The sequence below is a fragment of the Janthinobacterium sp. PSPC1-1 genome (genome assembly GCF_049897625.1).
GTDB classification, from domain to species: domain Bacteria; phylum Pseudomonadota; class Gammaproteobacteria; order Burkholderiales; family Burkholderiaceae_D; genus Janthinobacterium; species Janthinobacterium tructae.
Window position 1 is genome coordinate 263,720 of the sequence record NZ_JAFCWP010000007.1, and the last position, 11,304, is coordinate 275,023.

The 11,304-nt window shown below is 60.5% G+C and carries 12 protein-coding genes and 1 rRNA gene; 4 read left to right on the forward strand and 9 right to left on the reverse strand.

Translation table 11 applies throughout. The features are described from left to right. Window positions 1-57: 57 nt before the first annotated feature. From ptsP to ACP7EG_RS22125, 8 genes are all read right to left on the reverse strand, one after another. On the reverse strand, window positions 58-1,800 hold the full coding sequence (ptsP, locus tag ACP7EG_RS22090) for a phosphoenolpyruvate--protein phosphotransferase (protein WP_426089301.1): 1,743 nt from the start codon (window positions 1,798-1,800) through the stop codon (window positions 58-60). 44 nt (window positions 1,801-1,844) lie between these two features. Beyond that, a complete protein-coding gene (locus ACP7EG_RS22095; protein WP_034749416.1) occupies window positions 1,845-2,114 on the reverse strand; it encodes an HPr family phosphocarrier protein in 270 nt (89 codons plus the stop codon). A gap of 91 nt (window positions 2,115-2,205) precedes the next feature. Further along, on the reverse strand, window positions 2,206-2,610 hold the full coding sequence (locus ACP7EG_RS22100; protein ID WP_035824452.1) for a PTS sugar transporter subunit IIA: 405 nt from the start codon (window positions 2,608-2,610) through the stop codon (window positions 2,206-2,208). 2 nt (window positions 2,611-2,612) lie between these two features. Further along, entirely contained in the window at window positions 2,613-3,581 is a 969-nt protein-coding gene (gshB, locus tag ACP7EG_RS22105; RefSeq protein WP_332861236.1) for a glutathione synthase, read from the reverse strand. A gap of 97 nt (window positions 3,582-3,678) precedes the next feature. Then, complete coding sequence (gene gshA / locus ACP7EG_RS22110; RefSeq protein WP_426089302.1) at window positions 3,679-4,977, reverse strand: glutamate--cysteine ligase; 1,299 nt, start codon at window positions 4,975-4,977, stop codon at window positions 3,679-3,681. 204 nt (window positions 4,978-5,181) lie between these two features. Then, window positions 5,182-6,717, reverse strand: a complete 1,536-nt coding sequence (locus ACP7EG_RS22115; protein WP_426089303.1) for an ammonium transporter — start codon at window positions 6,715-6,717, stop codon at window positions 5,182-5,184. 11 nt (window positions 6,718-6,728) lie between these two features. Further along, window positions 6,729-7,067: a P-II family nitrogen regulator gene (locus ACP7EG_RS22120; RefSeq protein WP_010393464.1), complete on the reverse strand. Its 339-nt coding sequence runs from the start codon at window positions 7,065-7,067 to the stop codon at window positions 6,729-6,731. An 11-nt stretch (window positions 7,068-7,078) separates the two neighbouring features. Further along, window positions 7,079-7,846 (reverse strand): TorF family putative porin, encoded by a 768-nt coding sequence (locus tag ACP7EG_RS22125; RefSeq protein WP_426089304.1) that lies wholly within the window; start codon window positions 7,844-7,846, stop codon window positions 7,079-7,081. 269 nt (window positions 7,847-8,115) lie between these two features. Between ACP7EG_RS22125 and ACP7EG_RS22130 the strand changes: the two genes are divergently transcribed. The 4 genes from ACP7EG_RS22130 to ACP7EG_RS22145 all read left to right on the forward strand — a co-directional run bounded on the left by ACP7EG_RS22130 (window position 8,116) and on the right by ACP7EG_RS22145 (window position 11,131). After that, window positions 8,116-8,364, forward strand: coding sequence for an accessory factor UbiK family protein (locus ACP7EG_RS22130; protein ID WP_035824443.1), 249 nt, complete (start codon window positions 8,116-8,118; stop codon window positions 8,362-8,364). Between the two features lie 111 nt (window positions 8,365-8,475). Further along, the gene (locus ACP7EG_RS22135) at window positions 8,476-9,996 is read left to right on the forward strand and encodes a YifB family Mg chelatase-like AAA ATPase (RefSeq protein WP_426089305.1); all 1,521 of its coding nucleotides are present in this window, start codon (window positions 8,476-8,478) and stop codon (window positions 9,994-9,996) included. 64 nt (window positions 9,997-10,060) lie between these two features. Further along, a complete protein-coding gene (locus ACP7EG_RS22140; protein ID WP_426089306.1) occupies window positions 10,061-10,606 on the forward strand; it encodes a hypothetical protein in 546 nt (181 codons plus the stop codon). A gap of 180 nt (window positions 10,607-10,786) precedes the next feature. Beyond that, window positions 10,787-11,131 carry a DUF1840 domain-containing protein gene (locus tag ACP7EG_RS22145; RefSeq protein WP_141171650.1) on the forward strand — a complete coding sequence of 115 codons (345 nt, stop codon included), beginning with the start codon at window positions 10,787-10,789 and terminating at the stop codon, window positions 11,129-11,131. 61 nt (window positions 11,132-11,192) lie between these two features. Here ACP7EG_RS22145 and rrf read toward each other — a convergent pair. After that, a 5S ribosomal RNA gene (rrf, locus tag ACP7EG_RS22150) occupies window positions 11,193-11,304 on the reverse strand.

An 11,304-nucleotide genomic window follows, 5' to 3' on the forward strand; every position in this document is an offset into this window, starting at 1 on the left:
AGCATCAGGACACCTCTTGCCGCGCGCGACGTGTCCTGATGCTGATACAGCGACAGTTTACATGAGCTGCAACTGTTGTACGGCTTCCGCGATCACATTTGGTTCCATGGAACGCATAATTTTGCGCATTTGTGGTGCGATCAGGCCCAGGTCGCTGTTGAGGATCTCTTGCTTGACCGCCAACAGCTGGGCCGGATGCATGGAAAACTCGCGCAGTCCCATCCCCAGCAGCAAACGCGTGAGCTTCACGTCGCCCGCCATCTCGCCGCACACGGCCACGTCGATGCCCGCCTTGTGGCCGGCGGCAATCGTCATGGAGATCAGTTGCAGCACGGCCGGGTGCAGCGGATTGTACAAATGCGCCACTTCGTAATCGACGCGGTCGATGGCCAGCGTGTACTGGATCAGGTCATTCGTGCCGATCGACAGGAAATCCATGCGCTTGACGAACATGGGCAGGGCCAGCGCGGCAGCGGGAATTTCAATCATGGCGCCCACTTCGACGGCGTCGTCGAACTTGACGCCCTCCTCGCGCAGGCTGGCCTTGGCTTGCGCGATCATGGCCAGCGACTGGTCGATCTCGAACGCATGCGCCAGCATGGGGATCAGGATGCGCACCTTGCCGAAGGCCGAGGCGCGCAGAATGGCCCGCAGCTGCGTCAGGAACAGCTGCGGCTCGGCCAGGCAGTAACGGATGGCACGCAGGCCCAGGGCGGGATTCAAGGCCGTATGGTCGGACTGGTCGAGCGGCTTGTCGGCGCCGATGTCGAGCGTGCGGATGGTCACCACGCGCCCTTTCATCGACTGCACCGTGTTGCGGTAAGCCTCGAACTGCTCATCCTCGGTGGGAATCTTGTGGGCGCGGCCCATGAACAGGAATTCGGAGCGGAACAGGCCCACGCCGCTGGCGCCGGACTCCAGCGCAAACGGACAATCCTCGGGCAGTTCGATATTCGCCAGCAGGGTGATGGGGGTGCCGCATTTGGTGACGGCCGGTGTCTTTTTCAGCTTGCCCAGCTTCTTGCGCGCGCGCTGCATGGCCACCTGGCGCTCGCGGTACTGCTCCAGCACCAGCGCGCTGGGGTTGGCGATGACCACGCCGGCGTCGCCGTCGATGATCAGCCAGTCGTCCTGCTCGATCAGCATCGACGCCTGCGACATGCCGACGGCGGCCGGGATATCCAGGCTGCGCGCGACGATGGCCGTGTGCGAGTTCTGTCCGCCCACGTCGGTGATGAAGCCGATGAAGGAACGGTCGCGGAACTGCAGCATGTCGGCCGGCGAAATATCGTGGGCGACCACGATCATCTGCGCCAGCAATTCATCTTCGGCCGCCGCCTTGGGCAACAGCTGTTCCGTGCCCAGCAAGACTTTCAATACGCGCTCGGCCACCTGCTGGATGTCGGCCTTGCGTTCGCGCAAATACGGGTCTTCGATTTCGTCGAACTGCGCCGACAATTCATCGATTTGCGTCAGCAGCGCCCATTCGGCGTTGTAATGGCGCGAACGGATGATGTCGAGCGGCGCTTCGGCGATCAGCGGGTCCGACAGGATCAGCGCGTGCACGTCGATGAACGCGCCAAGTTCGGTGGGCGCGTCTTTCGGCAGCTCGTTCCACAGGGTTTGCAGTTCCTTGTGGACGGCGGCGATGGCGTTTTGCAGACGCTGGACTTCAGCTTCGATCTGTTCCTGGGCGACCAGGTAATGTTTGACGTCAAGGGCGGCCGGCGCCAGCAGATGCGCGCGGCCAATGGCGATGCCGCGGGAGACCGGGATGCCGTGGAGCGTGAAAGATGCCATGGGGTGACCTGTCGGAATGCGGCTGCGGCTACGTTCGGCAGGCATTACTCGCCTTCGCCAAACCTGTCATTAATCAGGGCGGTGAGCGCATCGACACATGCCTGCTCATCATCACCCTCGGCTTCCAGGGTCACTTTCGCGCCCTTGCCGGCGGCCAGCATCATCACGCCCATGATGGATTTGGCGTTGATGCGGCGCGCATTGCGGGTCAGCCAGACGTCGCTCTTGAACTTGGCGGCGAGCTGGGTAAATTTGGCGGAGGCGCGTGCGTGCAGTCCCAGCTTGTTGATGATTTCGAGTTCTCTTTGAATCATTTTTGTATGGTCTCTATCCCTGAATGCACTGCATTGTTGCCAGCCCTAGCTATAAAACCCGCCGCCTTCAGGGCGGCGGCCATGTCACTCTTTACTCGCCCACGCGGATGCGGTTATCGACGCGCACGGCGCCGCTTTGCGCGCCGGCCAGCGCCATCTCCACCACCACGTCGAGCGTGTCGCGGCGATACGTGATGGCGCGCAGCAGCATCGGCAGGCTGATGCCGGCGATGACTTCCACCCGCCCCGCATCGGCCAGCTTGTTGCAGCAGTTCGACGGCGTGCCGCCCTTCACATCGGTAATCACCAGCACGCCGGAGCCGTCGTCGAGGCGGCAGATGGCGTCCGATGCCAGCTTTTGCACTTCCGCCAGGTCCTGGTCGGCGACGACGTCGATGGCTTCAAAACGTTCCGTTGGCCCGCGAAACACATGTGCGCAGGCGGCGATGAACGCCTGTCCCAACGGTGCATGTGTCATGAGCAAAATCCCTACCATGGTCATTTCACCTTCTGACGCTGCTGCGCTTGCGCAACGCCATGCTCGACGGCATCGACAAACATGGCAGCCACATCAAAACCCGTCTGCTGCATGATTTCCTGGAAGCAGGTCGGGCTGGTGACATTGACTTCCGTCAGATAGTCGCCGATCACGTCCAATCCTACCAGCATCAGGCCGCGCGCGGCCAGGATCGGGCCCAGTTTTTCAGCGATTTCCAGGTCGCGCGCCGTCAATGGCTGCGCCACTCCCGTGCCGCCGGCGGCCAGGTTGCCGCGCACTTCGCCCGCCTGCGGGATGCGCGCCAGCGAAAACGGCACCGGCTTGCCGCCGATGACGAGGATACGCTTGTCGCCCTTGACGATGTCGGCGATAAAACGCTGCGCCATGATGGTCTGCGCGCCGTTCTCGCTCAAGGTCTCGATGATGGCGCCCAGGTTCAGGCCATCGGCCTTGACGCGGAAGATGCCCGTGCCGCCCATGCCGTCGAGCGGCTTGAAGATGACGTCCTGGTGCTTGGCGTGGAAGGCGCGCAAGCGCGCTTCATCCGACGTTACCAGGGTCGGCGAGGTGAATTCGGAAAACTGCGCAATGGCCAGCTTTTCATTGTTGTCGCGGATGGCGGACGGCTTGTTGAAGACGCAGGCGCCCTGTTTTTCCGCCAGTTCCAGCAAATACGTGCCATACACGTACTCCATGTCGAACGGCGGGTCCTTGCGCTCGATGATGGCGTCCAGGGCCGACAAACGCACTTCCTCGGTGGAGACGACCTTGTACCAGTCGTGTTCGTCACCGGTCAGCTCGATGTGCTTTACCAGTGCCGTGACGATGCCCTCTTCCAGCGCCATGTCCTTCTGCTCGAAGGCGTACACGGCGTGGCCGCGCTTGGCAGCCTCGCGCATCATGGCGAAGGTGGAATCTTTGTAAGTCTTGAAGCCTGCCAGCGGGTCGGCAAGGAATGCAATTTTCATGGTGCGTCCAATCGGGGAGCCTGGATAAGGAATGCTTGATTCTAGCCGAGATCGCCAGGCGCGGTAGTCACCGCGCTTGGCAAGCGGCAGGGGTAGATCAATACACCTCGGGATTCGGGTCCGTGCGCTCCATTTCCAGCGACGCGGCCAGCAAGGCCAGGCGCGCCACCACGCCGTACACATAGAAGCGGTTCGGCGCGGCAGTGCCCGGCTTGGCCTTCAAGTCCGGCACCGCATGCTGCTGGGCAAACGCCAGCGGCACGTACTGCGAACCGGGCGCGTTCAGGTTCTGGTCCACGCCCCGCTCCGCGTGCACGCGGTAAAAACCGCCCACCACATAGCGGTCGATCATGTAGACGACGGGCTCGGCCACGGCATCCTTGATGCTTTCAAAGGTCGGCACGCCTTCCTGGATGATCACGTCGGTTACCAGCTGGCCATCCTTGACGATCGACATTTTTTCGCGCTGCTTGCGCGACAGGTCGCGCACTTCGCTGGCGTCGCGCACCGTCATGATGCCCGTGCCATACGTGCCCGCATCGGGCTTGACGATGACAAACGGCTTTTCCTTGATGCCGTATTCCTTGTATTTCTTGCGGATCTTGGCCAGCAGCACGTCGACGCTGGCGGCCAGCGCATCTTCGCCCTCGCCTTCCTGGAAATTGACGTCGCTGCACTTGGCGTGGAAGGGATTGAGCATCCACGGATCGACATCGATCATCTTGCCGAATTTTTTCACCACTTCATCGTAGGCCGTGTAGTGGTTGCTCTTGCGGCGCAAGGCCCAACCCGCGTGCAAAGGCGGCAGCAAGCTTTGCTCATGAATATTTTGCAAGATATCGGGTATGCCGTCCGACAAATCGTTATTCAGCAAGATCGTGCACGGGTCGAAATCCTTCAAGCCCAGGCGGCGGCCGTTGTTCAGGCGCACGAGGGGCTCGATGACGAGCATGTTGCCATCTGACAACGCCAATGGCGTCGGCTGGGTGATCTCGGGCGACCATGAGCCCAGGCGCACGTGCAGGCCCGTCTGGCGGAAGATCTGCATCAGGCGCGCCACGTTTTGCAGGTATTGCGGCGTGGTATTGTGCAATTCCGGCACCATCAGCAGGTTGCGGGCGTCCGGACAATATTTGTCGATGGCGGCCATGGCCGCCTGCACGGACAAGGGCAGCATTTCCGTGGCCAGGTTATGAAAACCGCCAGGGAACAGATTGGTATCGACTGGCGCCAGCTTGTAGCCCGCGTTACGCAAGTCTACCGAGCAATAAAAGGGCGGCGTATGTTCTTGCCACTCCATGCGAAACCAGCGCTCAATGGCCGGCGTCGCGGCCAGAATCTTTTTTTCGAGGTCGAGCAGCGGTCCGGTCAGGGCCGTGACGAGATGGGGAACCATAGTTACATCCTTAAATTATGTGCAGTATTCAAAAAAGCACACAGAACTGCCGACTATATTACCGTGTAAGTACCCCAAATCGGGGCAAAAGCCTTGTTTTAAAGACCTTTTCCATTCCCACAACGAAAAAAAGGCACCTCAACGAGGCGCCTTTTCCAGCCAGACATGCCGCGCCGGGGCGCTGGCATGCCATATTGCCATCATTTAACCATGATATGCCTGCTCGCCATGGCTGGTGATATCGAGGCCTTCGCGCTCTTCTTCTTCCGGTACGCGCAGGCCGATGACGATGTCGACCAGTTTATAGGCGATGACGGAGACCACGGCCGACCAGATGATGGTGGTACCGACCGCTTGCGCCTGCACCCACACCTGATGGCCGATCGAGTACGGGTCAGCCGACATCTTGTTGGTGACATAGTCGAAGATGCCTTGACCGCCCAGTTGTGGTGCAGCAAACACACCCGTCAGCAAGGCACCCAGGATGCCGCCCACGCCATGCACGCCGAACACGTCGAGCGAATCATCGGCGCCGATCAGGCGTTTCAGGCCATTCACACCCCACAGGCAGATGACACCGGCCAGCAAGCCGATGACCAGGCCGCCCATCGGGCCGACAAAGCCGGCTGCCGGGGTGATCGCCACCAGGCCGGCCACGGCGCCGGACGCGCCACCGAGCATGGATGGCTTGCCTTTGCTGATCCACTCGCCAAATACCCACGACAGGGTGGCGGCGGCAGTGGCCAGCAAGGTGTTGACGAAAGCCAATGCCGCCACATCGCCCGCTTCCAGCGAGGAACCGGCATTGAAACCGAACCAGCCCACCCACAGCAGCGACGCACCGATCATGGTCATCGTCAGCGAGTGCGGCGCCATCGATTCGCGGCCGTAGCCGACGCGCTTGCCGATCATGACGGCGCCTACCAGGCCGGCAACGGCGGCGTTGATGTGCACCACGGTGCCGCCGGCGAAGTCCAGCGCGCCTTTTTGCCAGATCCAGCCAGCCTTCAGGGCTTCGCTGGCCGAGGTGGCGGCGTTGGTGATCAGGTCAGGACCGGTCCAGAACCACACCATGTGGGCCGCTGGCAGGTAGGCAAACGTGAACCACAGCACGACGAAGGCCAGCACGGCGGCAAACTTGGCGCGCTCGGCAAAGGCGCCGACGATCAGCGCGCAGGTGATGGCGGCAAACGTGCCCTGGAAAGCCACGAAGACGAACTCGGGAATGACGACGCCCTTGCTGAAGGTGGCGGCGGCGGCAAACGTGCCCTTGGCCGGATCCCAGATACCGTTCAGGAACAGGCGGTCTAAGCCACCGAAGAAGGCGGTTTTTTCCGTGAAGGCGATCGAGTAGCCGTAGATGCACCACAGCACGATGACCAGCGCGAACACCATGAACACTTGCATCAGCACCGACAGCATGTTCTTCGAACGCACCAGGCCGCCGTAGAACAGGGCCAGGCCGGGGATGGTCATCAAGATCACCAGCAAGGTGCTGATCATCATGAAGCTGGTATCGCCCTTGTTGGCGACGGGCGCGGCGACTGGCGCAGCAGCGGCCGGGGCCGGAGCGGCGGCAGCGGGCGCGACGTCAGGCACCGGCGTCACGGCGGCGGCGGCGACGGCCGTGGTCGTGGCCGCCTCCGTCTTGGCGGGCGCATCGGCAAAGCTTGGCGTGGCGACGCCAAACGCACACAGGCAGGCTATCCCGGCGAGCAATTTTGTTATATTTTTATGCATCAATATTCCCCTTAGAGCGCTTCGTTGCCGGTTTCACCGGTACGGATGCGGATGACCTGTTCCAGGTTGTAGACGAAAATCTTGCCATCACCGATTTTGCCGGTACGCGCAGCACCTTCGATCGCTTCGATGGCCTGGTCGACAATGGCGTCATCGACGGCCGCTTCAATCTTGGTCTTTGGCAAGAAATCGACGACATACTCGGCGCCACGGTAGAGTTCCGTGTGACCTTTCTGGCGACCGAAACCTTTCACTTCGGTGACGGTAATGCCTTGCACATTGATAGCCGACAAGGCTTCACGCACTTCGTCCAGTTTGAACGGTTTAATGATTGCTGTAATCATTTTCATGGCATTCTCGCTTAAAAGGTTTTGGACACGGTCAGTACGAGGCCGCTTTTCGCCAGGTTCTTGCCATTCGGCGCCAGCGACGTGATATTGGCTTTGACGTAGGCAAGGGCAACGGTTGCCATGCCGAAATCCTTGGTGACACCGAGCTTGTAATCGGTGTAGCTGAGGGAATCGTTGTGCGCGACCTTCTGGCGGCCCACATGCAGGTTCAGCAGATAACCTTCGTACATATCGATATTCGCGCCCACATCGAGGTAGCCGCTGTTCTTGCTGTCGGCGACACCAAACAGATTGGTCGTCGAGTGCGAGTACTTGATATAGGCAGGGCCGTAGCCAAGTTGGCCATACAGCTCGAAAGTGTTGGCATTGGTGCTCAGTCCATTCGAGGGATAGAAATAGTACAGGCCGCCCACGTCATAGGTAAAATCCTTGCTGATCTCGCCCCGCTTGCCGCCGTAGATATCCCATTCCAGATTGGTATCGCCGCCGCCATCCTTGATCCATTTGATGCTCGACAACCAGGTGCCCACATACAGGCCCGTCGGATTGTGGGTATAGTCGGCACCACCGCTGATGGCTGGGTCAAGACGGCTTTGCGAGACGCCACGGTAGCGGTAGTCGGTGGTCAATGCCACGTTGTAGCTCACCACGTTATCAGGTACGGCTTCGGCAGCAGCAGGCGCTGCCGCTGCATCCTGGGCCATGGCGCTACCGCACACGGCGGTCATGGCCAGCGTCAACGCTGCTACTAAAGTCATGTTCTTGGAGAGATTCTTCATGGCGATTTCCTTTTATTGAACTTTTAAAGCGGTTGAGGTTTAAAATCTTGGCTGGAGATCACAAAGCGTTCATACCTTCTTTAGCAGAATACGTGCCAGCTCTCTTGCCATCTTGATAGGTGCATTTCCGTCCATACATACCCGGCAAGCCGCCAGGACTGCGGATACGGGCTGCTGAAGCACAATGGACCGCCCAGTTTCGCACCAGATTAACGCCGCTGTGCACCGCAATGGTGCGATGCACAGGCCGCACCATAAAAGGACTGACCATGGACATGAATACCTTCTTTAACGACTTGCAAGGCAAGATCCATCAAGCCATCGAAAACTCGCCGGCCAAGGATATCGAGAAAAACGTGAAATCGATGATGACCCAGGGCTTCGCCCGTCTCGATCTCGTCACGCGCGAGGAATTCGATATCCAGGCGCAAGTGCTGGCCAAGACCCGCGCCAAGCTGGACGCACTGGAATTGCGCCTGATCGAACTGGAAACGCGCCTGAACGACCCAAAGGCATAAAGTACCGCCAGCAAGGTCGCGTTATACACGGCCTTGCTGGCATATCTCAAGCCTGACGGCGCTTCAAGCGCTAGACTGATCCTGACCGCGCTCGCGCCACAGGGGAGTCTGATGAGTCTGGCCGTCCTGAAAAGCCGCGCCCTGGCCGGCATGGAGGCACCCGAGGTAAGTGTCGAAGTCCACCTTGCCAATGGCTTGCCCTCGTTTACGATAGTCGGCCTGCCGGATACGGAAGTGAAGGAATCGCGCGACCGCGTCCGCGCCGCGCTGCAAAACTGCGGCTTTGAGATGCCGGCGCGGCGCATTACGGCCAATCTGGCGCCGGCGGACCTGCCCAAGGAATCGGGCCGCTTCGACTTGCCCATTGCGCTGGGCATCCTGGCCGCCTCCGGCCAGTTGCCAGATGAGCAATTACACCACTACGAATTCGCGGGCGAACTGTCGCTGTCGGGCCAGCTACGTCCCATCCGTGGCGCACTGGCCATGACCTTTGCCATGCAGCGCAGCCAATCGGGCACGCCACGCGCCTTCATCCTGCCGCAAGCGAACGCGGACGAAGCGTCGCTGGTCAGCGATGCCTGCATCTATCCCGCCCACAGCCTGCTCGAGGTCTGCGCGCATTTTGCCGCGCGCTCCAGCCAGACGGCCCTGCAACGCCATCAGCCCGTGCTGGCAGCGCAGGTTTTTGCATATCCCGACTTTGCCGATGTGCAGGGGCAGCAGCAGGCGCGACGCGCACTGGAGGTGGCGGCTGCGGGCGGTCATAACGTCTTGATGGTAGGGCCGCCGGGCGCGGGCAAGACCATGCTGGCCAGCCGCTTTCCCGGCGTGCTGCCGCCCATGAGCGATGCAGAGGCGCTGGAATCGGCCGCCGTGCATTCGCTGGCCGGCCACTTCAAGGTGGAACACTGGAAACGCCGCCCCTATCGTGCCCCGCACCAGACGGCGTCCGGCGTGGCCCTGGTGGGCGGCGGCAACGTGCCGCGCCCGGGAGAAATCTCGCTGGCACACTGCGGTGTGTTGTTTCTCGATGAAATCGCCGAATTCCAGCGCCGGGTCCTCGATGTCTTGCGCCAACCCATGGAATCGGGCGTCATCAGCATTTCGCGTGCGGCCCGTCAGGCCGAGTTTCCTGCCCGCTTTCAGTTGATCGCCGCCATGAATCCCTGCCCGTGCGGCTATCTGGGCCACGCTTCCGGCCGTTGCCGCTGTACGCCCGACGCCGTGCTGCGCTATCACAGTCGCCTGTCCGGCCCGCTGCTCGACCGTATCGACCTGCAAATCGAAGTTGCCGCCATGCCACCGGCGGCGCTGGGGCGGCACGCAGGCGCCGGCGAAAGCACGCAAGCCATCGCCACGCGGGTAGCGGCAGCCTTTGTCCTGCAACTGGCACGCCAGGGGAAAGCGAACCAGCACCTGAGCAGCACGGAAATCGAACAGCATTGTCGCCTGGAGCCACATGGCGAACAGTTGTTGCATGGCGCCATGGCGCGCCTGCACTGGTCGGCGCGCACCTACCACCGGGTACTGCGCGTGGCGCGCAGCATCGCCGACCTGGCAGGCAGCCCCGCGATCACGCAGCCGCATGTCGCCGAAGCGATCCAGTACCGGCGCGTACTGCGTGAAGTATAAAACGACCTGTGAAAGCCACACGTGCGCGATTGCGCGTGATTGGCGGCACTGCTACCATCTGCTGATGAAAAAACCATCACTTGCCCTCTCGCTGGCTACGCTCGCGGCCGCCAGCATCCTGTCCGCCTGCAGTCCGAAATTCGACTGGCGCGACTATCGCAGCCCCGACGCCCAGTTCACGGCCCTGTTTCCAGGCAAGCCGGCCGTGCTGACGCGCGAGATCGATCTCGATGGCAAGAAAGTCAGCCTGACCATGACGGCGAGCGAGGTTGATGGCAATACCTTCGCCATCGGCAGTGCCGTGCTCGACAGTGCGGAACAGGCGCAAGCGGCCCTGCCCGCCATGCAAACCGCCCTGTTGAAAAATATCAACGGCACTGTGCGCAGCGAAAAGTCCGCATCGGCAGCCAGCAGCACGGCTGCCGGAATACATCAGCGCAGTTCGCTCAGCATCGAGGCCAGCGGCACGCAGCAAGGCAAGCCTGTGGTGCTGGTCGGCCGTTTTGTGGCACAGGACAAGCACATCTTCCAGATCATCATTCTCGGTGAAGAGCGCAAGCTGTCGCGTGACACCATCGACACCTTCATGGACTCGGTGAAACTGGATTGAGACTTAACGATCGCTTAAACAGGCAGCTTCCTGGAACAGCCGCCCTTGTAAATACGTGCGTTGTCCAACAGATGTGGATATCCAGCTTGCAAATGTGCAATCCGTGCAATCGGACAGCCTGTGCGATATTTCAAGTCGTGATATTGTTTCGACACTAACAACAAGTTTCAGAAAGCGCTTATGTTGATCTCATTCAAATCCAAATCCTCCCCAGAAGTGCTGATGTACCAGGAACATGCCCAGCGTATCCTCGACATCCTGCACAAGAACCCCACGCGCGGCGTCATCACGCCAACGGAAGCGGGCGATGCCCTGGCCCTGCTGGAAAAAGAAGTCGCGGAAAGCAAATTACATCCGGAAAACGACATCGAGCACGATACACATACGCCGGAAACGCTGGAAGATGGCGAATCGGGCGCACATGCGCGCGCGCAAAAAGTACATTTTTCGCAGCGCGCCTATCCCTTGATGGAGATGCTGCGTTCGGCCAAGGCGGAAGGTGAAAGCATCACCTGGGGCATCTGATCCGATGAATGTTGCAGACGAAAAAAAACCCCGCACCTAGCGGGGTTTTTTTATATAACAAGCCTGACGATAACCTACTTTCACACTGGTTGCAGCACTATCATCGGCGCAAAGTTGTTTCACGGTCCTGTTCGGGATGGGAAGGGGTGGGACCAACTTGCTATGGTCATCAG

Coding starts and splice junctions, on each gene's coding strand:
- ptsP (WP_426089301.1), bottom strand. CDS start 1,800: ATGGCATCTTTCACGCTCCACGGCATCCCGGTCTCCCGCGGCATCGCC.
- ACP7EG_RS22095 (WP_034749416.1), bottom strand. CDS start 2,114: ATGATTCAAAGAGAACTCGAAATCATCAACAAGCTGGGACTGCACGCA.
- ACP7EG_RS22100 (WP_035824452.1), bottom strand. CDS start 2,610: ATGGTAGGGATTTTGCTCATGACACATGCACCGTTGGGACAGGCGTTC.
- gshB (WP_332861236.1), bottom strand. CDS start 3,581: ATGAAAATTGCATTCCTTGCCGACCCGCTGGCAGGCTTCAAGACTTAC.
- gshA (WP_426089302.1), bottom strand. CDS start 4,977: ATGGTTCCCCATCTCGTCACGGCCCTGACCGGACCGCTGCTCGACCTC.
- ACP7EG_RS22115 (WP_426089303.1), bottom strand. CDS start 6,717: ATGCATAAAAATATAACAAAATTGCTCGCCGGGATAGCCTGCCTGTGT.
- ACP7EG_RS22120 (WP_010393464.1), bottom strand. CDS start 7,067: ATGAAAATGATTACAGCAATCATTAAACCGTTCAAACTGGACGAAGTG.
- ACP7EG_RS22125 (WP_426089304.1), bottom strand. CDS start 7,846: ATGAAGAATCTCTCCAAGAACATGACTTTAGTAGCAGCGTTGACGCTG.
- ACP7EG_RS22130 (WP_035824443.1), top strand. CDS start 8,116: ATGGACATGAATACCTTCTTTAACGACTTGCAAGGCAAGATCCATCAA.
- ACP7EG_RS22135 (WP_426089305.1), top strand. CDS start 8,476: ATGAGTCTGGCCGTCCTGAAAAGCCGCGCCCTGGCCGGCATGGAGGCA.
- ACP7EG_RS22140 (WP_426089306.1), top strand. CDS start 10,061: ATGAAAAAACCATCACTTGCCCTCTCGCTGGCTACGCTCGCGGCCGCC.
- ACP7EG_RS22145 (WP_141171650.1), top strand. CDS start 10,787: ATGTTGATCTCATTCAAATCCAAATCCTCCCCAGAAGTGCTGATGTAC.